Origin of the sequence: Croceifilum oryzae, assembly GCF_030814315.1 — a bacterium.
Taxonomy (GTDB): Bacteria; Bacillota; Bacilli; order Thermoactinomycetales; family Thermoactinomycetaceae; genus Baia; species Baia oryzae.
This window is the reverse complement of sequence record NZ_JAUSUV010000007.1, coordinates 116,149-142,328: the sequence shown is the minus strand read 5'-3', so window position 1 is coordinate 142,328 and position 26,180 is coordinate 116,149. Positions and strand designations below refer to the sequence as shown.

At 41.9% G+C, this 26,180-nt stretch carries 31 protein-coding genes and 1 other annotated feature; of the genes, 15 read left to right on the top strand and 16 right to left on the bottom strand.

Features of this window, described 5'->3' with window-relative positions; translation table 11 throughout:
- Positions 1 to 9: 9 nt before the first annotated feature.
- Together spoVAC and J2Z48_RS09335 are read right to left on the bottom strand one after the other, a co-directional pair.
- Positions 10 to 480: a stage V sporulation protein AC gene (spoVAC, locus tag J2Z48_RS09340; RefSeq protein WP_307252885.1), complete on the bottom strand. Its 471-nt coding sequence runs from the start codon at positions 478 to 480 to the stop codon at positions 10 to 12.
- 53 nt (positions 481 to 533) lie between these two features.
- Positions 534 to 890 carry a YhjD family protein gene (locus J2Z48_RS09335; RefSeq protein WP_307252884.1) on the bottom strand — a complete coding sequence of 119 codons (357 nt, stop codon included), beginning with the start codon at positions 888 to 890 and terminating at the stop codon, positions 534 to 536.
- Between the two features lie 153 nt (positions 891 to 1,043).
- Between J2Z48_RS09335 and J2Z48_RS09330 the strand changes: the two genes are divergently transcribed.
- Positions 1,044 to 1,697, top strand: a complete 654-nt coding sequence (locus tag J2Z48_RS09330; protein WP_307252883.1) for a class I SAM-dependent methyltransferase — start codon at positions 1,044 to 1,046, stop codon at positions 1,695 to 1,697.
- Positions 1,698 to 1,749: 52 nt separating this feature from the next.
- Here J2Z48_RS09330 and J2Z48_RS09325 read toward each other — a convergent pair whose 3' ends face one another.
- Positions 1,750 to 2,187 carry a CBS domain-containing protein gene (locus J2Z48_RS09325; protein ID WP_307252882.1) on the bottom strand — a complete coding sequence of 146 codons (438 nt, stop codon included), beginning with the start codon at positions 2,185 to 2,187 and terminating at the stop codon, positions 1,750 to 1,752.
- 54 nt (positions 2,188 to 2,241) lie between these two features.
- Positions 2,242 to 3,444, bottom strand: coding sequence for a M20 metallopeptidase family protein (locus J2Z48_RS09320; protein WP_307252880.1), 1,203 nt, complete (start codon positions 3,442 to 3,444; stop codon positions 2,242 to 2,244).
- A gap of 116 nt (positions 3,445 to 3,560) precedes the next feature.
- On the opposite strand from J2Z48_RS09320, the gene J2Z48_RS09315 reads away from it, so the two are divergent.
- Positions 3,561 to 3,908, top strand: a complete 348-nt coding sequence (locus J2Z48_RS09315) for a YugN family protein (RefSeq protein ID WP_307252878.1) — start codon at positions 3,561 to 3,563, stop codon at positions 3,906 to 3,908.
- 99 nt (positions 3,909 to 4,007) lie between these two features.
- Here J2Z48_RS09315 and J2Z48_RS09310 read toward each other — a convergent pair whose 3' ends face one another.
- Both J2Z48_RS09310 and J2Z48_RS09305 read right to left on the bottom strand, forming a co-directional pair.
- Positions 4,008 to 4,364, bottom strand: a complete 357-nt coding sequence (locus J2Z48_RS09310) for an Asp23/Gls24 family envelope stress response protein (protein WP_307252877.1) — start codon at positions 4,362 to 4,364, stop codon at positions 4,008 to 4,010.
- A 137-nt stretch (positions 4,365 to 4,501) separates the two neighbouring features.
- Positions 4,502 to 5,317, bottom strand: a complete 816-nt coding sequence (locus tag J2Z48_RS09305; RefSeq protein WP_131849472.1) for an NYN domain-containing protein — start codon at positions 5,315 to 5,317, stop codon at positions 4,502 to 4,504.
- Positions 5,318 to 5,551: 234 nt separating this feature from the next.
- Here J2Z48_RS09305 and cax point away from each other — a divergent pair, with 234 nt between their 5' ends.
- Complete coding sequence (gene cax, locus J2Z48_RS09300; RefSeq protein WP_307252876.1) at positions 5,552 to 6,625, top strand: calcium/proton exchanger; 1,074 nt, start codon at positions 5,552 to 5,554, stop codon at positions 6,623 to 6,625.
- 151 nt (positions 6,626 to 6,776) lie between these two features.
- Entirely contained in the window at positions 6,777 to 7,022 is a 246-nt protein-coding gene (locus J2Z48_RS09295) for a hypothetical protein (protein WP_307252875.1), read from the top strand.
- Positions 7,023 to 7,079: 57 nt separating this feature from the next.
- Here the strand turns inward: J2Z48_RS09295 and J2Z48_RS09290 are convergent, their stop codons facing one another.
- The gene (locus J2Z48_RS09290) at positions 7,080 to 7,358 is read right to left on the bottom strand and encodes an Fpa/YlaN family protein (RefSeq protein WP_307252874.1); all 279 of its coding nucleotides are present in this window, start codon (positions 7,356 to 7,358) and stop codon (positions 7,080 to 7,082) included.
- 171 nt (positions 7,359 to 7,529) lie between these two features.
- Here J2Z48_RS09290 and J2Z48_RS09285 point away from each other — a divergent pair, with 171 nt between their 5' ends.
- Both J2Z48_RS09285 and J2Z48_RS09280 read left to right on the top strand, forming a co-directional pair.
- A complete protein-coding gene (locus J2Z48_RS09285) occupies positions 7,530 to 7,886 on the top strand; it encodes a molybdopterin-binding protein (protein WP_307252873.1) in 357 nt (118 codons plus the stop codon).
- 90 nt (positions 7,887 to 7,976) lie between these two features.
- Positions 7,977 to 9,035: a hypothetical protein gene (locus tag J2Z48_RS09280; RefSeq protein WP_307252870.1), complete on the top strand. Its 1,059-nt coding sequence runs from the start codon at positions 7,977 to 7,979 to the stop codon at positions 9,033 to 9,035.
- A 17-nt stretch (positions 9,036 to 9,052) separates the two neighbouring features.
- On the opposite strand, the gene J2Z48_RS09275 is transcribed toward J2Z48_RS09280, so the two are convergent.
- Positions 9,053 to 10,093, bottom strand: a complete 1,041-nt coding sequence (locus tag J2Z48_RS09275; protein WP_307252867.1) for a M42 family metallopeptidase — start codon at positions 10,091 to 10,093, stop codon at positions 9,053 to 9,055.
- A gap of 80 nt (positions 10,094 to 10,173) precedes the next feature.
- A complete protein-coding gene (locus J2Z48_RS09270; protein ID WP_307253059.1) occupies positions 10,174 to 11,298 on the bottom strand; it encodes an aminopeptidase in 1,125 nt (374 codons plus the stop codon).
- 148 nt (positions 11,299 to 11,446) lie between these two features.
- Between J2Z48_RS09270 and msrC the strand changes: the two genes are divergently transcribed.
- Entirely contained in the window at positions 11,447 to 11,944 is a 498-nt protein-coding gene (gene msrC / locus J2Z48_RS09265; protein ID WP_307252865.1) for a free L-methionine (R)-S-oxide reductase MsrC, read from the top strand.
- A gap of 57 nt (positions 11,945 to 12,001) precedes the next feature.
- Here the strand turns inward: msrC and J2Z48_RS09260 are convergent, their stop codons facing one another.
- Positions 12,002 to 13,795 (bottom strand): N,N-dimethylformamidase beta subunit family domain-containing protein, encoded by a 1,794-nt coding sequence (locus J2Z48_RS09260; protein ID WP_307252864.1) that lies wholly within the window; start codon positions 13,793 to 13,795, stop codon positions 12,002 to 12,004.
- A 156-nt stretch (positions 13,796 to 13,951) separates the two neighbouring features.
- Positions 13,952 to 14,374 carry an NUDIX hydrolase gene (locus J2Z48_RS09255; RefSeq protein WP_307252862.1) on the bottom strand — a complete coding sequence of 141 codons (423 nt, stop codon included), beginning with the start codon at positions 14,372 to 14,374 and terminating at the stop codon, positions 13,952 to 13,954.
- A 144-nt stretch (positions 14,375 to 14,518) separates the two neighbouring features.
- Here J2Z48_RS09255 and trmB point away from each other — a divergent pair, with 144 nt between their 5' ends.
- Entirely contained in the window at positions 14,519 to 15,172 is a 654-nt protein-coding gene (gene trmB / locus J2Z48_RS09250) for a tRNA (guanosine(46)-N7)-methyltransferase TrmB (protein WP_307252860.1), read from the top strand.
- 272 nt (positions 15,173 to 15,444) lie between these two features.
- Complete coding sequence (gene rpsD / locus J2Z48_RS09245) at positions 15,445 to 16,044, top strand: 30S ribosomal protein S4 (protein WP_131849460.1); 600 nt, start codon at positions 15,445 to 15,447, stop codon at positions 16,042 to 16,044.
- A 111-nt stretch (positions 16,045 to 16,155) separates the two neighbouring features.
- On the opposite strand, the gene J2Z48_RS09240 is transcribed toward rpsD, so the two are convergent.
- Entirely contained in the window at positions 16,156 to 16,605 is a 450-nt protein-coding gene (locus J2Z48_RS09240) for an Hsp20/alpha crystallin family protein (protein ID WP_307252857.1), read from the bottom strand.
- 79 nt (positions 16,606 to 16,684) lie between these two features.
- On the opposite strand from J2Z48_RS09240, the gene J2Z48_RS09235 reads away from it, so the two are divergent.
- Both J2Z48_RS09235 and J2Z48_RS09230 read left to right on the top strand, forming a co-directional pair.
- A complete protein-coding gene (locus J2Z48_RS09235; RefSeq protein ID WP_307252855.1) occupies positions 16,685 to 16,858 on the top strand; it encodes a hypothetical protein in 174 nt (57 codons plus the stop codon).
- A 25-nt stretch (positions 16,859 to 16,883) separates the two neighbouring features.
- A complete protein-coding gene (locus J2Z48_RS09230) occupies positions 16,884 to 17,255 on the top strand; it encodes a hypothetical protein (RefSeq protein ID WP_307252854.1) in 372 nt (123 codons plus the stop codon).
- A gap of 30 nt (positions 17,256 to 17,285) precedes the next feature.
- Here J2Z48_RS09230 and J2Z48_RS09225 read toward each other — a convergent pair whose 3' ends face one another.
- On the bottom strand, positions 17,286 to 17,417 hold the full coding sequence (locus J2Z48_RS09225; RefSeq protein ID WP_307252851.1) for a hypothetical protein: 132 nt from the start codon (positions 17,415 to 17,417) through the stop codon (positions 17,286 to 17,288).
- A gap of 207 nt (positions 17,418 to 17,624) precedes the next feature.
- Here J2Z48_RS09225 and J2Z48_RS09220 point away from each other — a divergent pair, with 207 nt between their 5' ends.
- On the top strand, positions 17,625 to 17,921 hold the full coding sequence (locus tag J2Z48_RS09220) for a hypothetical protein (RefSeq protein ID WP_307252849.1): 297 nt from the start codon (positions 17,625 to 17,627) through the stop codon (positions 17,919 to 17,921).
- A gap of 3 nt (positions 17,922 to 17,924) precedes the next feature.
- Here the strand turns inward: J2Z48_RS09220 and J2Z48_RS09215 are convergent, their stop codons facing one another.
- The 3 genes from J2Z48_RS09215 to tyrS all read right to left on the bottom strand — a co-directional run bounded on the left by J2Z48_RS09215 (position 17,925) and on the right by tyrS (position 20,226).
- Positions 17,925 to 18,188: a spore germination protein gene (locus J2Z48_RS09215; protein ID WP_307252848.1), complete on the bottom strand. Its 264-nt coding sequence runs from the start codon at positions 18,186 to 18,188 to the stop codon at positions 17,925 to 17,927.
- A 23-nt stretch (positions 18,189 to 18,211) separates the two neighbouring features.
- Complete coding sequence (locus J2Z48_RS09210; protein WP_072333519.1) at positions 18,212 to 18,457, bottom strand: hypothetical protein; 246 nt, start codon at positions 18,455 to 18,457, stop codon at positions 18,212 to 18,214.
- A gap of 500 nt (positions 18,458 to 18,957) precedes the next feature.
- Positions 18,958 to 20,226 carry a tyrosine--tRNA ligase gene (tyrS, locus tag J2Z48_RS09205; protein ID WP_307252846.1) on the bottom strand — a complete coding sequence of 423 codons (1,269 nt, stop codon included), beginning with the start codon at positions 20,224 to 20,226 and terminating at the stop codon, positions 18,958 to 18,960.
- A gap of 40 nt (positions 20,227 to 20,266) precedes the next feature.
- Positions 20,267 to 20,491, bottom strand: a binding site (T-box leader).
- A 45-nt stretch (positions 20,492 to 20,536) separates the two neighbouring features.
- On the opposite strand from tyrS, the gene J2Z48_RS09200 reads away from it, so the two are divergent.
- The 3 genes from J2Z48_RS09200 (at position 20,537) to J2Z48_RS09190 (ending at position 26,054) form a co-directional block, all read left to right on the top strand.
- Positions 20,537 to 22,903, top strand: coding sequence for a transglycosylase domain-containing protein (locus J2Z48_RS09200; RefSeq protein ID WP_307252844.1), 2,367 nt, complete (start codon positions 20,537 to 20,539; stop codon positions 22,901 to 22,903).
- Between the two features lie 178 nt (positions 22,904 to 23,081).
- The gene (locus J2Z48_RS09195) at positions 23,082 to 25,391 is read left to right on the top strand and encodes a transglycosylase domain-containing protein (protein ID WP_307252843.1); all 2,310 of its coding nucleotides are present in this window, start codon (positions 23,082 to 23,084) and stop codon (positions 25,389 to 25,391) included.
- A gap of 153 nt (positions 25,392 to 25,544) precedes the next feature.
- Positions 25,545 to 26,054: a thermonuclease family protein gene (locus tag J2Z48_RS09190; protein ID WP_307252840.1), complete on the top strand. Its 510-nt coding sequence runs from the start codon at positions 25,545 to 25,547 to the stop codon at positions 26,052 to 26,054.
- The last annotated feature ends 126 nt before the right edge of the window (positions 26,055 to 26,180 follow it).

The window sequence follows — 26,180 nt, the reverse complement described above, 5'->3', positions numbered from 1 at the left end:
TTCTAATTCCTAGATAAACATCTTTACGATCATCTGAATGAGACTTACGAAAAACGCAGAAACCACTCCAAACGTAATAACAGCCCCTGCTAACTTAAACATATTGCCTCCGACTCCCAGTACCCAGCCTTCTGATTTATGTTCCAATGCCGCAGAAGCCATCGAATTGGCAAACCCCGTTACAGGAACAGCAGTCCCTGCCCCCGCCCATTGACCAATCGTGTCATATACACCTAGCCCTGTTAGTAAACAAGATAGAAATACCAAAGTGGCCACAGTCGTATTAGACGCAGTTACTGGATCCATGCCTAAATAAGCGTATAGCTTAGCGAGGCCTTGTCCGATCAAACAGATAAATCCACCTACTAAAAATGCTTTCAAGCAATTCATAAATACTTTTGGTTTTGGTCTATATTTATCAGCTATTTGTTGATATTCATCTTCTAACTTCTTCTTTTTTTGTGATTGTTTTTTATCCATTTATGTACACTCCCTCCATCTTCTTAGCCTGCACCCGAAGCGCAATTTTATTCCTACATCAAATGAGTGTACGAACAAAATAATTGCTCACATTCTTTCTTCAACCACTCATTTAGAAGCTTATTGGTATACGTGGCATCTTGATGGAGATACTTTACTTCTCGATATCCCAGCTTCGGTCTTGTATTTAGAATTCGCACCCCACATTGCTCTAACTCCCGCTCTACGCAAGTTTTCTGCTGAAAAGCATGTTCCTCTAACCTCTTTAACCAACCATGGTATACATCCCTCAACTTCAGTGGGAATCTCGTCATCTTCCGTTGATCCGATTGAATGGTACATAAAAATACTTCATACACCACATGTTGGTGAACCAATTGTTGATGCCCGATCATTGTTGTAAAAATCATCGAATACCAGCCCTTCTTATCTATCATCACTCGTAGTTTTTACACAAATAAAAAAAGTGATTCCTTTTTAGTGGAATCGCTTTTTCACGGGTCTAAATTTGTTGGATCTTAATACATTTAAGAGTAGAAAACGTAAGCAAAGGAGACCTGCAAATGAGTAGATTACGGGAATACTTTTTTTCTAATAACAATCATTTAGTTGATAAATGGGATCACTATCTAGAGATTTACGAGCGTCATTTTAGTCGGTTTGTAAATAAAAAAATAAATGTATTGGAAATTGGAATTTATCATGGTGGATCCCTTCAAATGTGGAAGAATTACTTTGGTCCACAGGCGACGATATACGGATTAGATATTTATGAAAAATGCAAAGAACTGGTAGAAGAACGAGTGAACATTATCATAGGAGATCAAGGGGATCGAAATTTTTGGAAACAAATTAAACCACACCTCCCCAAGTTTGATATCATCATTGATGATGGAGGACATCATATGCATCAGCAAAAAATAACATTTGAGGAGATGTTTTCTGAGGTTTCTCCTAATGGTGTATATGTCATAGAAGATATGCACACAAGCTACCTTACTCCCTATGGCGGTGGCAAGAATAGCAAGGAAAACTTTATTAACTATACCAAAAATATAGTCGATTCCTTATATGGATGGCATAATGAAGATGTGGATCAATTCACCACTTCAATTGGCTCCATGACCTACTATGATAGCGTTTTAGTGATCGAAAAAGAGCCCAGACAAAAACCCTTTACTATTAAATCAGGCGTCCCTACCATGACGTTTACTTAAACTTTATATGCAATAAACAAAAGCGACTCCTTTTTACGGGAATCGCTTTTGTTTATTGCATATATCCGTGATCCGTATTATGCGAGATCTCATTTAGGGCTTCACTTGCCTCATTCATATACGGCATATGAACGGCTAAGTCTCCCAATGAAACCACTCCAACTAGCATCCCATTTTCCACAATCGGAAGCCGTCTTACTTGATAATCAGCCATTAACAATGCTACATCATCGACTGACATATCAGGTTCTCCGGTTACAAGCTCATCCGACATCACTTCCCCAATTTGGCTTGAATTCGGACGTTTCTCTGCAATGCCGCGAATAACTAAATCTCGATCCGTAACCACTCCACAAATTTTTCCATGATCACAAACAGGGATGATCCCCACATCGTTTTGCCTCATCATGAGAGCTGCTTCATAGATATTGTCATCAGGCGAAAGCACTTGAAGATCCGTTGACATGATGTCTCGAACTGGACTACTCATAGGGAAAACTCCTTTTATATTGGAATACTCCCCAGTAGTCTCCCCAGTCCCAACTCATTCCATGCACTCAGCTAATTCAGCTCTATTCTTAGCTTCCTTCTGTAAAAATCGAAGCGCTACGGTTGCGAGTAATTCCATACCGATTTTCATGCTTTCTTCGTCGATATCAAAATGGGGATGGTGATGAGAGCCCTGATATTGTTCAAAATTGCCGCACCCCACAAAGAAAAAGGAACCCGGTACCTTTTGGAGGAAGTAAGAGAAATCTTCGCCGGGAGCAATCGGTTCCATTTCGATGAATCCTTGTTTCCCCACCACATCGACCGCGATGCTTCGAACCAATTCTGTCGGTTCTGGATGATTTACAACAGCTGGGTAACCAGTTTGATAAGTAAGTTTGCACTCTGCGCCAAACGACTTCCCAATCCCTTCGCACATATGACCTAACCTTTCAACGATCTTGTCACGAACGGCCACATCAAAAGTCCGAACGGTCCCTAAAATCCGACAAGTATCAGGGATTACATTATGAGAATCTCCCGCCTCTATCTTACAAACCGAAATCACAGCTGCTTTTTGCGGATCAATCTGTCTACTTACAATACTCTGTAACTGAATAACGAGATGAGAGGCAATCACAATCGGATCTATACAATGATGAGGAATTCCGGCGTGTCCACCTTTTCCTTGAATTTCGATGGTGAAATTATCAGCTGCTGCCATCAACTCACCCGATCTCGTTCCAATGGTCCCTGTTGGATAAGTCGCCCAAAGATGTAAGCCGAATATACCGTCCACTTGATCCACAACACCATCTTGCACCATCGCAATCGCTCCACCTGGTGGAGACTCCTCAGCTGGTTGAAAAATGAATAACACTTGTCCTTCTATTTCATCTCTCATCTCGGACAAGATCTCAGCTACTCCCAGTAAGGTAGCAGTGTGTCCATCATGACCACAAGCATGCATCACTCCCGGAACCGTCGATCGATACACGGAATCTTTTGCATCTTCAATCGGTAATGCATCCATATCTGCTCGAAGCGCCACAGTGGGTCCTGGTTTCGATCCTCGCAAGTAACCAGTCACCCCATGTAATCCACCCACCTGCGTCTTCACTTCTAAACCTATATCTTCTAAATGCTTTGCTACAAGTGCTGCTGTCTGCTCCTCTTGGTAGGAAAGCTCAGGATGTTGATGTAAATATCTACGTATTCCTACGATTTTTGGATATACTTTCTCTATCATCTGTTTCATAATCCATTTCCCCCCAGATATTTTCCAGCTAAAAAAGGTATTTGGTTGCACGATGATCTTCTTCATATTATCATTATGAGGATGTCAGTAGTGCATTGCAAAGGAGGCACACACCCATGTTTTTTCATGATTCGAAAACAAAAGGAGTCCAAAAGGATTTCAAAGACCTAGAAGCCATCATGTCGGGACTCGGATTCTTCCGCGGAGCTTGGGATTACACGAAAGCGACGTATGATATTAAATATACAGTTGCTGAGGTCGATTACTACCTACGTATTCGTGCTGTCGTGATAGGCAAGAAGCAAATAGAAAGCCCAAAGGCCCGTCTAGAATTAGATGTTCCCTACTTCGTACGTCACTTCTTCCCACATGGAATGGACGAAAACTCCGAAATTCCAGCAGAACTAACCGAAGAGGTTCATCAAAAAATAGGTGAACTCGAAACTGCTCTTGCGAGTGCGTAGACTTCTACATATCTACATATAGAGCACAAAACAAAGGAGATGACCTATAAAAAGGCATCTCCTTTGTTATACCATTTACAGTCCATTTGCTAAGGTAACTTATACAGTAGTATGGCTTTGATAATCAACGCCCTCTACTTTTACATTTACCTGCACAACATGGAGACCTGTCATATTTTCTACCGCTTCTTTTACTTCATATTGTAGCTCTCGACATACAGCGGGAATTTCTCTTCCATATTCAACAATCACGCGCAAGTCGACTACTGTCTCTTTTTCTCCAACTTCCACATGTACCCCTTTGGTAAGGTTTTTGCCACTTACTCGTTTGGCAAGCCCCTCGGTCATACCTGCGGACATACTGGAAATTCCAGGAACTTTACTAGCTGTCATCCCAGCTATGACCGCCACTACATCATCGGCGATTCGAATCATTCCACCGTTAGTTTCAGTCATAAAAGACACCCCTGTGACAATACGTAGATAGTAACCATAACAAGTTAGAGTTTTCACTCTCGTTTCTTTTATTGTATCATACAGGGTCTTTGAAAAGAAGAGAGAAGCATTTCATGTTATTTCTACAGAAGTCTCTTTTAACTAACTTTATATCCTGCGATCTTTACAATCATCTGAACCTGTGGGTGCGTAAGGTTTACTTTATACCCATAAAAGATCTTTTCATCAATCTCAATTTCATAAGGAAGGAGATACTTCCCCTTTACTAGCCGGGTAAATAAGTGGTTCGATTCTAATTCACTTAGACTAAACTTTCGTGCTAAGTCATTCTTAATCCAAGTACTACCATAACTCTTACCGATATTATTTGGATCTCGATACCACTCGTAAATCTGCAGAACGGCATTGTGCATAATGCGATCGATTTGTGCATAGTCATTCATCTTTTCAATATTAATGAACTCAAGGATATTGTGTGATTGATCACAGAACTCTTGGATCTGTGATGATTTCGATAAACTCTCATCCCACAAGCTAAACAACTCCACTTTTTTCCCTTTTGACCATAGACGATCTAATAGTGGAATCATATCCTGATCGGCACTCACGATTACAAAAGTGGTGATCTCTGGAATTTGATACAGTACCTCCATCGCGTCTAAACAAAGTTGGATATCAGCTGCATTTTTTCTTTCCTTGCCTTCACGACCATTTCCATAAACTTGATTTACGTGTACTCGTTTCTTTTGCAAGCTCATCATCGATAGATCCATCTGTTCAAAGTCGGCATATGCTTCCATCATACGAATGGAATCTTTCCCATAATACTCTTGTAGGCGTAAAAATAAATTATGATGTGTCTCAGGATGATCTGGATCCATGTGATATTTCTTTAATCCATAGTACACATTCTCTAAATCTATAAATATGGCAGTATCCCTTGTAAAATCCATTTGTCCCCCTCCTTTCCAAATTTTAGCATGATGCAATATTTCGCTTAAAAATTGTATTTTCCTGCTTAAATACTAGGCAAATCAAGCCTACAGCCTTCTTGTATGTTTGACAAATTTTCTGTCGTCCGTATCCTTAGTTTGAACTAACTTCAACAGATTATGACAAAATCCAGATTCATACATGTCTAATTTGTATATAAATCGTTCATTCTAACATAGAAAGGTGTGGATTTTGTGAACAAAAAAATTTGGTACCCATTACTAGCTGTATCTACATTATTGAGTGCTTGGGCTCATTTTTATACCTCCATTCAACCTTTACAATTTGGTACGGCTTGTTTGTCATTACTTTTCTGGGCTGCCTTGCTCGGAAAAGCGACCGAAAGTGTAGCGCATTATGCTGGTGAGAGGATCGGAGGTTTTCTCAATGCGACGTTTGGGAATGCCGCTGAACTAATTATCGCCATCTTCCTCGTAAAAGAAGGCCTATTTGATATGGTAAAGGCGAGTATCACCGGTTCCATCATTGGAAACTTACTACTCGTACTAGGCTTATCCATGTTTGTCGGTGGTGTAAAGTACAAAACACAAAATTTCAATCCTGTCTTAGCGGGTCATAATGCCTCACTCATGATGCTCTCTGTCATCGCGCTCTTTGTACCGGCGGCTTTTTTGACAGATCCAGCACACGTCACAGCTCAAGAAGATATCACTGTTAGTGTGATCATCGCCGTGGCACTCATCCTTGCTTATATTTTGTGGCTCATCTTCTCCTTAGTCACTCATCGAAAAGAGCTAGGTGCATCAGTTGATGGCATGGTCGATGGGATTGAAAACGAAGAACACGCGATTTGGTCCAAATGGGGCTCAATCCTTGTACTCGTCATCTCCACTACCTTTGTTGCCATTCAATCCGAGTGGTTGGTACATAGCGTTCAATCTGTCGCACATGCGCTTGGATGGACCGAAATGTTTGTCGGTGCATTCCTCATTGCCATCATCGGGAATGCTGCTGAACATAGTGCTGCCATCTTTTTAGCGATGAAAAACCGGATGGGAGCCGCTGTAGAAATCGCCATTGGCAGTAGCTTACAAATTGCCCTATTCGTCGCTCCTGTGCTCGTATTCGTCAGCCTATTGTTCAACCGTCCCATGGATCTCGTCTTTACCAACTACGAAGTTGCCGCCGTTGCCGTATCTGCCCTCATCGCCTCATCCGTATCTCGAGACGGCTCTACCAACTGGTACGAAGGCACATTGTTGTTATTGGTATATGTAATTTTAGGAACCGTATTTTTTATTGTTTAGAAGCAAATAAATAAACCCTCACAAAAAAGAGCCATTTCACACATCACGCATCGTGTGTAAAATGGCTCCATTTTATATGGGACCTTTGCAGGAAATCATCCCTTCCACGGAAAAACATATAAAATACAGAATTTGGAAAGGAGTATCCAACATGACTATTTGGATCTATCAACGACAAATCGAAGACCTACACATCGAAATCGAACGACTCGAGAAACAAGAGCGAGAAAAGCAAAATGATTTTCAAATGGCCACTCGTCGGGGAGATGAACCGTTAGCTAGGCAAACTCGCCAAGAACAATTACGGTTAAATGATCAGATTCGGCATTTGAAAAGTGAGTTAATCCAAACCGAACGGGCATTATGGAAAGCACAGCAGATGGAACAAACCCAATAAAAAAACAGCCTATGAGTTTGGATACTCAAAGGCTGATATTTTCTATACTAGATATTATTACGGCATAATGAGACTAAATAAATCCGCTAATTTCCGTTCCAGATCATTGATGATTTGCTGACCTTGTTCACGATTGATCATACCAGCGCGAACCGCAAAATCGATTTGACGAGAAAGTCCGAACATCTGCATATTCATCACTTCTTCGTAAAGTGGACACTTGGGTAAAGTTAGGTGCTCTAACTGAACCGCAATCAGCTGCTCAATCTTAGATGCATCTCCTCTAAGAATTTCGAGTGCTTTTACATTTAAATCGGTCTGTGTCGGTGTGGTCATTTCTACGCCCCCCATCGACCGTTCCACACGGGGTACGGTACTTCTTCAACGTGCATGCTAGAACTAGTTTATCATGAAAAGTGGTAGATTTGCAAAATGCAGTTGGAAGAAAGGAAGAATTTATATATATAATAAGGGGGACTTTACCATAGAAGATTGGATGATGATGAGATGATTATACAAATAAAGGGAGATACCAACTTTATTATTAACATAGATCCAGGAGTTTGGATCTTTGATGAACGGAGATTTCCGATCGAACCGAGCGGCCTTGGGATGTCCCTTCGTCCATTTCTTCTAAACGCCGAACCAAAAGAAGGGGCACATACTGCTATTATTCATCGCAGAGATGGCGAGAATATAAGCCTTTCGTACGAAGAAATCCTTGATTCCTATTTATGTTTTGCGATAGATGGAAAGCCCCTCAGCGAAAGTCAAGGCGGGCCTGCTCTTCTGTATCTAAAAGATCAAGATCCTAATAGCCAACCGATCGATTCCATCAAAACCATTGAAATGGTGAGTTCTTAATTTATAGAGTATAGGCGAACGCACAGGCGGAGAACAGGATTACGCATAGGCTGTAGCATTCTTAGTGTTTTTTAGAAGGGAGAATGCTACATGGCCACTTTTATGGAATGCATCAGGCACAAAAAACAGATTTCTCCTGCGATTTTACGGAGTGAAGGCGTTCATGCGATTGGTGTAGGCTACGCCAACCCTCAAAAACCGTCCCAAGGAGCTTGTATTATCACTTATATTGACAAGAGTCTCTCCACACGGACTCAATCCTCGATGGCATCCTCCATTAGAACAAAACTAGGTATTCCAGCTCGTATTCCTGTGCTCTTCGAACGCGTTGGAAAATTTCAACACCATGCCGCCAAGCCTCTAAACCAAACGCGAATTCGTCCTGTTCCTGGAGGAGTTAGTATTAGCTCAGATGAACCTATTGCCGGAACAGCAGGGATTATCGTTACCAACTTTCCTAAGCCCAATCATTTATATGTGTTTAGCAATAAACATGTACTCGTGCCAGAAAGACCAAACGCTACTAACTCCACCTTTCAACCAGGAGTCTACGATCGAGGAAGAGCTAGAATAAACAGAATCGGGAAATTATTCCAATACGCACAGCCCGTAGCAGATATTAACTATATAGATGCCGCGCTGGCGAAACCAAGGCGAAACAAACTTCTAGATCCACGGTATCTGTTAGGAAATACAGGTCAAAAAATCATTGTACCCGGACATCTCATTTCTTGTTGTGTAGGGATGAAATTGATCAAAACAGGGCGGACAACTGGCTTTCGAAGAGGTAACATTCGATCGGTCCATACAGATGTACTCGTCGATGGTGAGGACGTATTTGTAGACCAAATCATTGTAACCAGACATAAACAAGTTGTTGGAAAAGCTGGAGATTCAGGCTCAGTCTGGCTACATGATCAGGATCACTTTGCTGCGGCTGTTGAATATGCAGGAACGACAGATGGCAGAATCTCCGTCTGCTTCCCGTTCCACTGGGTGAGTCAAGTATTTGGAATCCGGGTGGCTGTACCTACTCCACATGGAGGGTTTCGTGCTGGAGTGACAAAAGGAAGAAGCAATCGCCCTGACTGTACTCAGCCTCTTACAAAAGCTCAACTAAACCAGATTCAAGTTATTAATGCTTCCTAAAAAATCTCGATATTTCTTTACAATGACTCTGTCTTTAGATACTCGTTTAGTAGTTGATACGTAGCTTGCAGAGAGTCTCGATGAGTACGCTCAAATGCATGAGAAGCATCCACGCCAGGGCCGATAAGGGCATGCATGACATCCTCTCCTGCTTTTAAAGCAGCACCCGCATCCGAACCATAAAATGGGTATAGATCGATCTGATACGGAATCTTGTGCTCTTTTGCTAACTTCACTAATTTCTTACGAAGTTTATAGTTATACGGCCCTACGCCATCCATTGCACAAATCGAAACCGTAAACTCGTCCGTACTCTGTCCTTCTCCGATAGCCCCCATATCAACAGCCAAGAACTCTCTCACCTGAGCTGGGATATTAGAATTAGCACCGAAGCCAACTTCTTCAAAGGTACCGATCTGAATATGAGTCGTGTGAGGCAGAACGATTCCTTGCTTTTTCATCTCAAGTACTAATTCAACCAACACTGCCACACTCGCCTTGTCGTCCAAATGCCTCGTTTTGATAAATCCAGTCTCAGATTCCTCATAATTGGGATCAAATGAAATAAAGTCTCCTACCTGAATCCCTAACTGTTCAACATCCTCTTTACCCTGAACCTTCGCATCCAGACGAACTGCCATCGTATGTTGCTCTCTTTTCGTATCCGCTTCTGGATTAACATGCACGGAAGGATTGGTTGCAAGAATCGTTCCACGTATTTCTTTTTCATCTTCTGTATGAATCGTGCAATAGACTCCATCGATGGCGAACCATCCAAAGCCCCCAATTTTCATAAAAGCGAGCTTGCCATCGCTTTTGATTTCTTTCACCATCGCACCGAGCGTATCCACATGTGCTGTTACGAATCGATGGATCTCTTGATCCTCTCCGGGGATGGTTAAGGTAAGTGCCCCCTTGGCATTCCTCTTCATCTCCCAACGGGTTTGGGTCCATCGTTTCTCTACATAGTCGATTGCAGAAGTAGACCATCCTGTTGGGCTTGGGATATGTACTAGGTCTTTTATCGTTGATACAATTTGATCGATTGGAACGGTCATTTGTCTCTCTCCTTACTAATTAGTAGATACGACAAAGAGAATCCTCAATTGGAGAGATTCTCTTTGTCGTTGATAGCCATTTACTTTAAGTTATTTGGATTTAGACCTTCTAGATCTTCCACCACGAACAATCCATCTTTGCGGATTAACTCACCATCAAAATAGATTTCTCCCCCACCATACTCTGGACGTTGGATACAAACCATATCCCAGTGAATCGCAGAACGGTTAGAGTTATCTGCCTCTTCATAGGCTTGACCTGGAGTAAAGTGGAAGCTACCGTTGATCTTCTCATCAAACAAGATATCTTTCATTGGATGCGAGATGGATGGATTTACTCCAATCGCGAATTCTCCAATGAAACGAGAACCATCATCCGTGTCTAAAATTTCATTAAGTTTTAACGTATTTGCATCAGAGTTAGCCGTCGCTTTTACAATTTTGCCGTTCTCAAATTCAAGGCGCACATTTTCGAATACCGTACCTTGATAGAGAGTAGGCGCTGTAAAAGTAATGTGCCCATTGACTGAATCTTTGATTGGAGCGGTATATACTTCGCCATCTGGAACGTTACATTCACCAGCACATTTGATAACCGGAATCCCTTTAATCGAGAAGCGTAGATCTGTACCTTGTCCTTTGATTTCGACTAAATCCGCATCTTCCATACGTTTTTGAAGTGGATTCATTGCCTCATCCATCTTCTTATAGTCCACATTACACACTTCGAAGTAGAAGTCTTCAAATTGCTCTGTACTCATTCCCGCAAGTTGTGCCATGGATTCGTTTGGATAACGAAGTACAACCCAGCGAGTTTGCTTCACACGAATTTCAGAATGCACTTGGCTGTTAAATAAACGCATATACAATGACATGTTTTCCGCTGGCACATCACTAAGTTCATTGATGTTATTAGCTCCGCGAATCCCTATGTAGCAATCCATTTTACGCATGATCGACTTCTGTAACTCAGTCACTTGAGTCATATGATCTTTACTGGTTCCCATTAGCACGGCACGTGTAACAGTGTGGTCGTTTAATTGGATATGTGGAAATCCACCTGCTTCATACACTTTCCCAATAATTTCTCGAACAAGGTTGCGATCGTCTCCAAAAATATCGATCAAGACGTTATCGCCCTTCTTCACTCGACAAGAGTGATTGACTAAAATATCAGCTAGCTTTGTAATACGTTGATCTCGCATCATAAATCCCCTTCTCTATTGTTTAAATAAGTCCTATATGATAAAGATATTGTAACGATCATTCCTTGTATTCACAAGCGAATAAATTAATTTTTTTCTGTCAAGCTAAATATTTTCGGATGAAAATCCCAGAGCGGAGGAGCAAAAGATGTTTTCCCTTGAAATCACAACCGATAATCGAAAAAATCAGTACCCCCTTATTCTAAAACAGCTTCAACATCTGATCGAAGGAGAGACGGATTGGTTAGCCAACCTCTCCAACAGCGCTGCTCATCTCTTTCACACACTCGGACGAGTTAACTGGGTTGGATTTTACTTACTAAAGCAAGGTCAACTCGTGCTAGGACCTTTTCAGGGAAAACCAGCTTGTGTACGAATCCCCGTTGGAAAAGGGGTTTGTGGTACAGCAGTAGCTGAAAACGAAACCGTCCTCGTGCCAGACGTACACCAATTTTCGGGACATATCGCTTGTGACTCTGAGACAAAATCAGAAATCGTGATTCCCGTGCGATTTCAAGGAGAAATCATTGGGGTTTTAGATATTGATAGTCCTGAGTTAGAACGGTTCGACGAAGAAGACCAGGCTTATTTGGAACAGTATGTAGAGTATCTGGTTAGCCATACCAATTGGAGTCGTTTTCACTAACAAGCCAAAAAGGAAGCCATTGACTTAGGCAATCGAACCTAGTCAATGGCTTCATCTTTATAATCCGGTAAAACGTTTCAGCACATTACGTAACATTCTTGATAAAACGGGATCTACCCACATAGAAGTACCGTAAGTGGTCGAGCCTACTGAGTACACGCCTCCGCCTTTGGCATGATCGTAGTAAATAATTTCTCCGCCACCCTTTCCCACTTCCATGCCTTTTTCTGTTTCGACAGGAAGGCTTCCGTCACTCTTTTGAAGTGGGTCTTCATCTGGATTAAGCCCTTTGGCAAGGAGGATCACATTTTTAGGAGAATATCCATCTCGTTTATCCGTTTCGTGTCCGGAAGCAGGCCCCCTCGGACCTTCTTTCCCCATGAGATCCCCCTTTTTTACTCCCGTTCCTTCAAAGATCCAATGCTCTGGATTTAAAACCCGATAAGGAGCAAAAGTAGTGATCCCAGGCGTTGTATAACGAACTCCTAATAATCGCGATTCTGGTCGTTTCACACTTCTCCAAGTACCGCCCATTTCACCGTTTAACATATGCATTTCGTTATCCTTACGGACTTCCATCAGATCATTGTTGATAACCATCTTCCAGTAGACACCATTCCCACATAGATAGATCAGATTACCACCACGGTCTACAAATTTTTCGAGTTGATCATACATTTCCTTCGTCCAATACTCATTATGGGTTTGAATACAAAGAGTGCCATATGAGTCCAACAGATGGGGATTTTGATGAAAATCCATATCACTATATAGATCGAATGGGATCTTCTCACGTTCAAACCAAGCAAACACATATCTCTCACCACTCGCCAAATGGGTAGGCTCTTGCCCTAACATCGGAACCGGGCGTCCCTCTGGATTCGGACGCTGTGTGGTTACATATTGCGCAAACCTTGGGCCGATTTGATCCGGCAGATATCGTTGGAACCGCGGATTTCTCTTATACGTATATAACGAAGCGCCGCCCCATGGATTGTAGGCTTGCCATGTATTGGTAGCAGAAAGCATAGCGATACGCTTCTTCTTCGTCTCCGCTGTTACCTTATCTTTCATTGGTTTTGGACGAACAATCCAGGTGATATAAAATTCTCGTTTGCTTTCGTCCCATACCTTAGCAGCATACATCCCCGACTCCCAATCCTCTGGGATCGTAAATTCAAAGCTAGTTTGCCAATTACATCCTTCCCGATATGCGTAAGCTGGATAGTTTTGAGTCGCTCCTTTTATTCCTGTTTTTTGATATAGAACTTTCTCTTCCAATCCAAATCGGCTAATCACTAGATTAAATTCTTTTTGCTGTGTATGAACTTTAAATTCTACTTTCTCTCCCGGTTGATAACTAATTTTTGGTGTATATCCCTCTATGGGATGAGTATTCTCAAGCATTTTCAGCTCTGTTTGTCGAACCACTCTCTGATCGTGAATGGCGATCCCTTTGGCCTCCACTTTTAAGTCTGGATAGGAGTCATACTCCGGCGACAAAGCGATTGTCACAATCGAAACATCTTGTTCTTTCGAATACGCAACGTGTGGATAGTCCGCTTTTTTTTCTTTACTTAACTTAATCGTATTGGAAAACAAAATGTCATTTTTATTTCGTAGCTCAATCAAACTTTGGGCGGGTGCCTGACCTTTCACCTTAAATTGATATAATAATTGTTTTGCCTGAAAGCTAGGCAGTGACTCAGGTGTAGTCGGCATCGCAACAGAGGAAGTCGAGCTCGCATTTGGCAAGAGTCCTTGTATCTTCGAAAGAAGCCATTTCCATTGCCATGCTATTATGGACAGAAATAATAACGCAATAGATTTAATAACACTTCTCCTAGTCATGATCATAACACCTGATTTCTAAATTATTTAAACAAACATTCTAACATATCGGTATCCGTAGTATACCACGAAGCTACTTAAAAAAAGCGACAGTCTTATGGCAATTCTGTGCTCGAAAAGCCTTGAAAAACAAGATGTTCTCCAAGGCAAATACTATTATTTTTGAAATTCTTTATAGATACGTTCAGCTCGACGAATTTCTTCTTTCATCCACTCCGGAATCGATGCGAGATGCAAGCTATCAAGATCAAACCAATGATAGGAATCATGCTCCTCACTGATAATGACCTCTCCACTTGGTTGGTGACAAGCAAACTTAATGATCATCATATGTTTCTCTTCCTGAACTTCATCGTAAATATATGCAGGGGCCACCACTTTTACGGATAAACGTACTTCCTCTCGCAACTCCCGAGATAGTCCATCCATTAATGATTCATCAGGTTCCAATGTTCCGCCCGGAAAATCCCAACCATGAGAATCTTTTGCGAGTCTCTCTTGCAAAGACTTACGCAAAATCAACACACGATTTTGATCGAAGATAATCGCTTTTGCCACAATTTTATATGGCTTCATCATATACATAATCCTCCACTTCACCTCCATCTTAGCGCACGATCGAATCGAGTGCAATCTAGGTAATTTTTTCAATCTTACTTTGTCGACAAGCTCAGTCTAGGCTATAATAATATAGCTAATTCTGAACAAATGAGGGACATATCAATGCGTTTACGAAGACATCCATTAGCACGGCAGATTTTATCTACTCATCCACTCGTCGTGCAACAACCCGAAGAAAGCAAAGGTCAATGGGAGACTCTCTTCCCTTCCAAACAACCGTTATATATCGAACTAGGAACTGGAAAAGGGCAATTTTTAGCCAAAGCAGCGAAACTTCATCCCCATATCAACTGGATTGGCGTCGAAAAGATCGAAGAGCCTCTCATGCATGCAGTCCAAAAAGGGGAAGCAACCAAATGCACCAATCTCCGTTATATATGGATGGATATTACCAAGTTAGAAGAAGTTTTTGCTCCATCAGAAGAAGTCGACCGGATTTATCTTCATTTTAGCGATCCATGGCCGAAAACCCGACATGCCAAACGTCGCCTCACCCATCACACATTTCTAGACAAATATCGCAACGTATTAAAACCAGACGGCGATCTCATCTTAAAAACAGATAGTGTCTCCCTATTCGATTTCTCATTAGAAGAGTTAGAAGCACACGGCTGGAAGATCGTTGAAATGTCACGCGATTTACATCAAAGCGAATGGGCGAGCACCAATATCACCACTGAATACGAAGAGAAATTTTCCGGACGAGGTTTTACGATCAACTATGTACGTGCATTTCCACCTCAGGGAAAAAGGTAACCTGTCCAAGAGCTCACTATTGACTTTTTTTAGTAGAATGATATAATTCATCCTTGTATGGCTCAAATGTATCCCTCCTTAGGGAGATGAGGATAGCTCACAAAAGGTGAAGGGATCACCCTCACTACTTCGCCCTATCGTACATAGATAGGAATCTCTTGCTTTCGTCGCTATCCGGAAGCGAGCAGATCCATTACAGCGAAATAGTCCCTGTCGTTTGTGCGATAACAACACAATTGATCGCAAATGATCACAAAAGGAGAGTTAACACTATGGCACGTTATACTGGCCCACGCTGGAAACTTAGTCGTCGTCTTGGCATCTCTCTTTCCGGTACTGGTAAAGAGTTGGCAAAACGTCCTTATGCTCCAGGACAACACGGACAAGCTCGTAAAAAATTGAGCGAGTACGGAATCCAATTGCAAGAAAAACAAAAACTACGTCTCATGTACGGCTTGAACGAGCGTCAGTTCCGCAACCTATTCGACAAGTCTGGTAAAACCCAAGGTATTCATGGTGAAAACTTCATGAAAGCTCTTGAAGTACGTCTAGACAACCTCGTATACCGTCTTGGTCTAACACGCACTCGTTCTCAAGCACGTCAATTAGTGGTTCATGGTCACGTTACTGTGAACGGCAAAAAAGTAGACCGCCCAGCTTTCACTGTTTCAATCGGTGATGTAATCGGTCTTCGCGAGCGTAGCCAAAACCTAACCATCGTGAAAGAAGCTCTTGCAGAGCGCTCTTTCTTACCAGAATATCTCACTTTTGATGAGAGCAAAATGGAAGGTTCCCTCACTCGTCTTCCAGACCGTAGTGAGCTACCATCCGAAATCAACGAAACCTTGATCGTAGAGTTCTACTCTCGTTAATCGTTTCGTAAGCCAACTGCTATGTCTACTAGACATGGCAGTTTTTTTGTCCTTCTATTCATATATAGCCACAATGAATCATATAAAAAAGAAGTGGAACTATTATGAATGCTATTCCCATTCTACAGCAATTAAGGTTTCTCTTCCTCCACGCTCTTTTGGGAGTCGTACTTCAAAAATACCATCTTTACATTTGGCACGAATCCCTTTTTCCTTTACTAAACAAGGTAACGCAACGGTTGTTCTACTTCCTTTCGAACCCGTCTCAATAATGAGTTCTGATTTTGTACAAAAAAATCGAATCTCACTAGGACGAACGCTATTTGGTAGCTCACCCTTAATAATAACGTAATCCATTAATTCTACTAAATCCCATTGAATTCCCGAATCATTTCCACTAAAAGAAGCGGCAATCGGATTACTTTGAAATACCTCACCCAACGATTGTTGAATGCTTTTTTGAATAAAGGATTGGATTTGAGTTGGATTCAAATTACCAGGAGAAATATTTTCTCCCCCCTGCCAAGGGATTGATCGAATTGCATTCCAAATATCGTTCATCACGGCCACACCTTCCTTATCATCTCATTAGGAGGTTTTTCACATAAAGTTTAAATTAGATTCTCTAAAAGTAGACTCCATGACACAATCGGCTGGTATTTTCTCTGGGAAAAACATTCATACCCAGATCCGATCCACTATTAAAAAGAACGAAGGTTCTAGCGTTGTAGGAGATCAAAACTATATGATCCGTACGATCCAAAAAATTCATGATCAAGACCATTTCGACTTTCATCATCCAAACTCGAATTAGCCATTGATCATAAAGGATGAGTTATATGATCTCTTGGTTTCGAAAACGGAATAACTCACCACACACATCTCAGCAATTATCCGCTAAACTCGATCATTTAGAATCCAGTGTGAAAGAGCTGCTAAATCGATCTTCTGAGGTCCATATCCATATTCATCAACTCGATATTCATCAGCCTGTGCTCGAACAGCTCACCTTTCGCTTGGATCAACTGGATATCGATGAACTAAGCGGGTCGCTGAATATTGGAAACAATTTAGGTATCCAAGCCCCTAAGAAATCGGTCTCCAAACATTCGCCACCATCAGCTCCATCTTCTACTAGCTCATCCGAAATGAATATGAGTTCCAATCAGAGTGGTTTTTCGATTCGCTATCCAAACAAGCCTGTGGATTAGTTAGAATGAATATAAAACATTGGACTTTTCCTAGATAGAAGACCCGGGGCAATGTATCTGACCACAGCTCAAATAGTGAGCCGCGAAGATGTGGAAATGCAAGTCCGCTTCGTCCATCTTCGCTCGGGCAAGTGGCAAAACTCGCAAAGAACGCTCAGACATTGCCACAAAACACCCTTGCTTCGAAGGACTACGCTAGGTAGGCTCACAAACATCGCAGTGGTCAGATACATTGCCCCTAGTCTGTTACACCTACTTGTTCCCTTTAAGGATCTCGAGCCGCTCTACGAAAAGTGATCAAATTGACTTCTTCTAACTTCGATTACCCAACAAGAGTCCACTATCAATAAAAAGGGAGCTGTGATATTGGTGAAATCTCCCACATTTTTACTTGGAACCATCCGGATTGGAGTCATGGAAGGGGCTTCTTCTGTCAATATGGGAAACAACTGGCTGAGTGATTTCGAGAGTGTTAAGAAGCATAATCAGGGCTTGGGATCATTCCATGGAGACCAAAACCAGATTCACGATCTTTACTCGGTTTTACAGGATTCTGATCTCATTGATACTTTTACACAAGCCGCCGATTCAAAAGATATTCCGGACTGGCTACAAAAGTTGATAACGGAAAAAATGAAGCCGGATGAAAACGAGCAAAACGGATAACCCTCATCTACAACTTGAGCGAGGACCCACTGGCCCTTCTTCCTTTGATTCACCCTTCTCAATATTGACCCAATTCGAATCGATCATATCAGGATCATCAATTACATTTATAGCTCGGTATAAGATATTGCCATCCCCCGCCACAGTCCCACCGGCAGAATTAATCTTTAACTGCGTGCTCCACTGGATCGGGTAATTCTCCCCTACAAAAATCCCTGCATTTTGGGTGATCAACTGAACTTGGATCGTTCCAACCGTAACATCCATCTATTTCTCTCCCATATCCCACCCTATATCTGCATACTCGTATTGGGTGCAAACAATTCAGGCTGTGTAATGGCAGTATCGAGCAGGTCACTGTCCATTTGGAAGTTGATGGGTGCTGTCGATAAGAAGATGCCAGCCTGTATGCCATTTGCTATGTTCGCCTTCCCCTGACAAGTCCAATCCGACAAGTTATTTTGCCCCGTCGAAACCGCCCCGTTCCCCTGAACCAAATTCACATTAATTTGATTCATAATCACCGATACTGGCATAACCCATTCTCCTTTGATTCTTAACTTATGGTTTAGTTTATGCATACAGCCCAACTAGCGTGATAGTCGCCTACAATTATTAACGGAGGAAAAAGGGACTGGCTATCCGTGTAATGTGCCATGTAAATACAAAAGAGACTCTACTTTTCAGTGTAGAATCTCTTTGTTCTTTATTCAGAAAATGTATTTTCTTGTTGTAAAGACTTCTATATTTTCTCTCACTATCGTAGCAGGAATGCCTATTGCAGATTTAGAGGGCAATGTATCTGACCACTGCGATGTTTGTGACCCTGCTTAGCGTAGTCTTTCGAGCTAGGGCGTTTTGTGGCAATGTCCCCGCGTTCTTTGCGAGTTTTGCCACTTACCCTTTCCTCGCAGGACGAAGCGGACTTGCATTTCCACATCCTCGCGCTCACTATTTGAGCTGTGGTCAGATACATACCCCGGGATCACTTCCTACAAAGTCAATTCATTTTTTGATTTTCTTAACCCTCGATCATCTAAACCAGCTTTATCTGTGTAAACTTCCTCTTACCAACCTGAATCACAAGCCCATCTTCCAACTGAATCCTCGCCTGCACATCTACCAACTTCTCCTGATTCACACGCACACCACCATTTTGAATCATCCGGCGTGCCTCTCCATTTGACGGGCAAAGCTTCAATTGCGTGAGCAATGGTACAATCCATGTTCCATCCGCCTCTAGATCAGCCTGCGCCATTTCCACTACAGGGATATCATCCGGCAAGGCATTTTGCTGAAAGACAGTACGGAAACGCTGCTCTGCTTCTTTCGCCGCTTCCTCCCCATGGTACATATCGACAAAGGTGTAAGCGAGACGCATCTTCGCATCGCGTGGATGAATCGAACCATCCTCTATACCCGCTTTCAAATTCGTCAATTCCTCATTCGGAAGATCTGTTGCCAGCTGGAAGTATTTGTACATCAACTCATCTGGAATCGACATCGATTTCCCATACATATCACTAGGCTCATCGTCTACACCAATGTAGTTGCCCAAGCTTTTGCTCATCTTCTTCACGCCATCGAGGCCCTCTAAAAGAGGCATCGTTAAAATGACTTGTTCCTCTTGACCAAATTCTTTTTGCAATTGACGACCCATGAGCAGGTTAAAGGTTTGGTCCGTACCACCTAGTTCCACATCTGATTGCAACGCAACCGAATCGTATCCTTGCATCAATGGGTAGAAGAATTCGTGAATACTAATCGCCTGACCACTTTGGTAGCGTTTCGAGAAATCATCACGCTCCAACATCCGAGCAACGGTTACTTTCGCCGCTAAATTGGTTACATCAGCAAATGTCAAAGGAGCTAGCCACTTGCTATTAAACGAAATCTCTGTCTTAGCTGGATCGAGTCGCTTAAATAATTGAGTCGTATATGTCTTCGCATTATGAAGGACTTCTTCCTCCGTCAATTGCTTTCGAGTCTCCGATTTCCCTGTTGGATCTCCAACACGAGCCGTGAAATCTCCGATCACCAATTGAACCGTATGACCTAGATCCTGAAATTGTTTTAATTTATTAAACACAACAGTATGTCCGATATGAATATCTGGAGCAGTCGGGTCTAGTCCTAATTTTATTTTTAACGGCTTCTTTTGTTCAATCGAACGGCGTAACTTACTATGAAAGGCATCGGGTGGAAGGATCTCCACTGCCCCTCTCTCTAATATAGCTAACTGTCGTTCTAACTCTTTCTCAACCTCTGGTGTCATTGGCTTTTTTTCATCTTGATGTTTCAACATTCTCGCTCCTTTTTAGGCAAAATAAAAAACTTCACTCCCCATAAGGGACGAAGTTATTCCGCGGTACCACCCTTGTTGAAGATCATTTATAAATTATAAATGAATCTCCCACTCGATCATGATATCGGTTTGAAACCGTGCAGATTCGTGTCCGCATAAGCTCCCAAGCGTAATTCACCAAAAAGGCTCGACTGGTTTGCACCGACCACCAGCTCTCTGAATTCGAAAAAACTTATTGGTTACTGTACTTGTTCGTCACTTTCAAATATATGGTATAATATTACCCGAAACCGAGGAGGGTATCAAGTAAATGGAGAAACGGGTCGATAAATATAAGAACTCCCATTCAGCCACCCAAAGAATACTAAGAAAATTCCTTTATATCGGAATGATCGTAGTCACGATTTGTCTTACGGGTGTGATGTTGGGAGTCGGTGTTGCAGCTGGCGTTGTTCAGTCGATCGTAAAAGACGAAAAAGTTCGCACGAAAGACGATCTAGACAAAGATTTAAAGAAACTATTTGAAACGAGTTATGCCTATTTTCAGAATAAAGACAAAGATGGGAATTCTGTCCTCATTGGCTCTCTGCGTGCCGAAAACCAGGACCGTACCTTATTAAGTGATATCAAAGAAGTAAGCCCGAACTTAACAAATGCCTTTATCTCCATCGAAGATCGCGACTTCTACAAACATCAAGGCATTGTTCCACGTTCCATCGTACGTGCCGCCTATCAATCTGCCACACATGCCTCTTCTCAAACAGGTGGCAGTACGATCACGCAACAACTAGTCAAGAACCTCATTCTAAACGATCGATCCAAAGATTTAGAAAGAAAATCAAAAGAAATCATTTTAGCTCTACGCCTAGAACAAGTATACAACAAAGATGAAATTATCCGTAACTACATGAATGTCGTCCATTTTGGTCCCGGTGCCCATGGCCAACAAATGTATGGCGTTAAATCAGCGGCAAATGGACTATTTAAAAAAGATGTAAAAGACCTCAATCCTGCCCAAGCCGCCTACATTGCTGGAATGGTTCAACGTCCCAATGCACTTAGCCCATTCTACAATGATTCAGCGACAGCAAATAAAGAAGATACAAAAGATGCAAGTGAGGGGTTACAACGCGGGCTAAAGCGAATGAAGCTTGTTCTCTCTAAGATGAAAGAATATGGGTATCTAAATGAAAAAGAGTACCAAGATGCCCTTGCGTTTAACCTAGAGGAGTCGCTAGCCAAACCAGAACAATTTCAAAATGCCTACAGCAAATATCCCTTTATCATGTTTACGATTGAAGATGAAGCCGCTAGGACCCTGATGGAAAAAGACGGGTTAAATCTAGCTGATTTAAACAAACAAGGGAAATATCGCTCTACACTGGAACAGTACAAAAAACTCGCCTCGACAAAAGGTTATCGTTTCTACACGACTTTAAACGAGCAATTATACACTGAAATCAATAATGACGTCTTAAAAGGGATACCACTTCGTCCCCGCGTATATCCTAAATCAGGCAAGAAGTACGAAGAAGAACTGGGCGCTTGCGTCATTGAAAACCAAACAGGCGCAGTCCTTGCATTTGTCCCGAGCACGCACAAATTTGATAAAAATCAAAAAGATCACTGCTTCGATGTCCAAAATCAGCCAGGTTCGGCAATCAAACCTGTTCTGGATTATGGCCCTGCACTCGAACTAGGTCTTCTCTCCCCTCAAGCCAAAATCGTGGATGAAGTCATTAAAAAAGGCGGAGGTGGCGGCGATTATAAAAATGCGAACGAAAAATTCCAAGGACCCGTTACAGTCGAGCACGCTTTAAAATTTTCACTTAATACGCCTGCCATCAAAACATTTCGAGCCGTTGGACAAGAGAGAGCGTTTAACTATATCCGTCAAATGGGCTTAAATCCGCATCCCAATGATACAGAGTCCGCTGCCATCGGAGGAAATACATACGGATTTACCGTAGAGAAGATGACCGCTTCCTTTGCTACCTTTGCCAATGGCGGAACGCATCATCCTCCGTATGTCATCAGTAAAATCGAAGATGCTGATGGAAATGTCGTGTTTGAGCACAAAAACAAACCAGTAGAAGTCTTCTCCCCTCAGACTTCCTACAAGATCACCAATATGTTGCGTGCTGTTGTAAAAGGGGGCACAGCTTCCATCATCGGAAGAAAAATTAATTCCAAATATGATGTAGCAGGCAAAACCGGAACCAGTAGTGATTATGACGACCTATGGTTCGTGGGATATACGCCGAAGATCAGCATTGGCGTATGGGCTGGTTATGATTACAACATGTCCATGACCAATAAGGACATGGCGAAAAACGCATGGGTCAACATCTTTAAAGCAATCGAACGAGCTAATCCCCAATTGCTTGCAGGGAAATTTTCGAATCCTGGAAACCTAGGCTCTGAGATGGGAGTCGCTTCATTTGATCGAGCCCGCTTCTCTGCATGGCAAGAGACGAAGCGAAAAGAAGAGGAAGAGAAGAAGAAAGAGGAAGAAGAAAAGGAAAAAGGAGATGGAGGAGAAAACGAAATCACGATACCCGTTATTACACCTCCGGGTAAACCACCCGGACCAGGTAAGCCAAAAGAGCCAGGCAATGTAAACCATCAAAACATCCCCTTCCCTTTTGACTCACAAAGAGAAAGAAAGTTTCCATAACGATACAAATATCCACAGATTGCCATAAATCGCTACCAAATTATCACACCTTACACTAGGGACTTCTGATACAATACAGGAGTCCCTTTTTTATGCCCATAACAAACGTAGTAGCACGGAATTGTCACAAGAAAATCAGCCGCTAGGTGATATAATTCTTACACGAGGAGGTAGCAAGATGGAATCAGAAAAACAACAACCTAAAAAAGGTAAACGCATACTAAAAAAGCTGGGTAAGACTACTTTTATCGTAGCCGTATCCCTATTAACCATATCTGTAGCAGCTGCTGGAGTGGGTTTAGGAGCTGTTCGAGCTTATACCGAAAACGAAAAAATTCGTACCAAAACAGATTTTGAGGAAACTCTCGGAAACTTCAGTGCAGATTCTTATGTTTATTTCGGTGACAAGACAGAAGTTGGAAAAATGCACCGCAAAGATTCTCGAGAATTAATTAAAAGCTCAAAAGAGGTAAGTAAACACTTACTAGATGCATTATTTGCGACAGAAGATAGAGAGTTTTATCAACATAGCGGATTTGTTCCCAAAGCAATCCTACGCGCCACATGGGAAAGTGCTACTGGGCAAGCAAATGGAAGTGGTGGTAGTACCCTTACGCAACAATTAGTCAAACGAGAAATCCTTCAAAACACTGAGAAGTCATATGAACGTAAAGCAAAAGAACTAATTGATGCAAACCGCATAGAAAAATACTACAACAAAGAAGAAATTTTAGTAAGCTACTTAAACAGTGTATTCCTAGGAAACGGTGCTAACAGCAAACTTCTTTACGGTTTCAAAGTTGCAGCACATGGACTTTTTAACAAAGAAGTAGATAAACTAACTCTTCCAGAAGCTGCTTATCTCGTAGGGATGGTACAAAGTCCAAATAAGTTCAATCCCAACAACCCAGCCAAGGAACCAGAAGACACGATAAAAAAAGGGACAGAACGAATGAAGTTAGTCCTCAAAAATATGCTTACAGTAAACAAGATTACGCAAAAAGAGTATGACGAAGCCATTAAGGTTGATATCTCAAAATCATTTGTGTCTGAGGAAGACCTAAATGAAGAAAGTGCGATGGAAACATATCCTTACATCATGACTGCCGTTCAAAAAGAGGCTGTTGATATTCTTAAGAAGATCGATGAGGAAAAAGATCCAGAGCAAGTAAAGAAAAAAGATCAATACAACAAGTACGTAAACAGCGGTGGATTAAAAATCTACACAACCATCGATAAGAGAATATACGATGAGATGGATAAAGCTGCTTCTAAGATCAAATACAATAGCAAATCAGTCAAAGGTCGTAAAGGAAAGATTACTGAACAAATCGGAGCCGTTATGATAAACCAAAAGACGGGTGAGGTCCTCTCCTTCGTAGGTGGTGCAGACTTTAAGAAAAACCAGAAGGATCATGCATTTGATGCACAAAACCAACCTGGTTCATCGATGAAGCCCATCTTAGCCTATGGCCCAGCGCTAGATAAAGGAATCATTAGTCCAAATTCAACTATTATCGACGAGAACCTTAAAAAGGGTGGCGGTTCTAGCGACTTCTATAAGGGCGATAGAGGTCCAATGAGTGCTGAGTACGCTCTTCAATGGTCTAAAAACGTACCCGCTGTAAAAGTCTATCGTGAAGTTCTAAGGAAAATCGGACAAGGCGGTCTGTTTGATGGGTATGTCAAGAAGATGGGTATCGACATTATTCAAAAAGACCGAACTGTAGATAGTTTGGTTCTGGGTGGAGCATCGATTGGATACACTGTAGAGGAAATGACGGGTGCTTACTCCATGTTTGCAAATGATGGCGTATATAACGAAACACATATCATTCGTGAAATTCGTGATAAGGATGACAAAATCGTCTATCAGTACAAACCAAATCCAGTAAGAGTATTCGAAACGAATACTGCAAGACAACTTACCTCTATGTTGCGTGCAGTTGTGACAAGCGGTACAGCTAAAGATAGCATTGGAGCAGGTACAGGTGGATACAATGTTGCAGGTAAAACAGGTACAACTACGAGCTACTTTGACCTCTGGTTCGTAGGCTATACACCAGAAGTGACAATGGGCGTATGGTCTGGTTATGACTACAACGCAATCGGAGATCAACATTTAGCCAAAGAAGCTTGGGTAAAATTGTTCAAAGCCGCTGCTACCGCTAGACCTGATCTAATCAAGAAGGGCTCTAGCTTCGCAAGTGGAACTTCGAAAAATGTTTATTTTGAATCTGGAACACCTGTTGATACGGATGATGAATCTTCTTCAGGAACACAGACCAATACGAATTCGAATACAAATACCAATACAAATAACCAAAAGAAAGAAAAACAACCACAACAACCAACACCTCAACAGCCACCTCGAAATAACGGTCAAAAACCACCAGGTGGTGATAAAGGTACCCCTGAGGACCCAACAAAGGGCCAATTTAAATTTGGTGATGGCAATGGCAATGGTGATGGTGAAGACCATAACTAATTTTAATCCCGAGAACACATCTCGGGATTATTTTTTATCATTTTTTCATAGATTTCTCACCATTTCACTTTGCCCTGCTCTACCAAATCGTTTAAAATTATAATAAGATACCCTGATAAATAAGCAGAAAAAGTTGAAGAAAGGTGAGAAGCTATGTCTACCCTACGTGAAGAAGTGCGCCTAGAAGAAGTCGTAGATGGGGACACGATTATTGTCCTATGGCGCGGGCAGAAAGAAAAAGTACGCCTTCTTCTCATTGATACTCCCGAAATGAATTATGCTCCGTTTGGAGCCACGCCGGAACCATATGCGAGAGATGCTAAAAGCTATATTTATGACGAATTGATCTTCGCTAACAAACTGGAAATCGAATTAGACCATCCCCTACGAGATCAGCACGGGCGAATTTTAGCTCATATTTGGATTAATACCAATCGCCTGTTAAACGAAGAATTACTTCGCAAAGGGTACGCTCGCTATGCATATGATTTTGCACGACATAAGCACAAAGCACGCTATCGGAAAGCAGAACAGCTAGCAAAAACTGAAAAGTTAAGAATCTGGTCCCAACCGAACTATGTCAAAAAGAGTGGATTTCGGTCCGACAAAAGGTATAAAACACTCGCCGAACAAGTGCCCCAATCTAGGCACAAATATAACTAAGCATATAGACATAAACGAAAGAGGGAAGCGCCCTACTTGATAATGTAGTGGCGCTTCCCTCTTTCATTATAAAAACACGATTTTATCATATAAATTTATTACAAATCTACATGTCAAAATGGATGC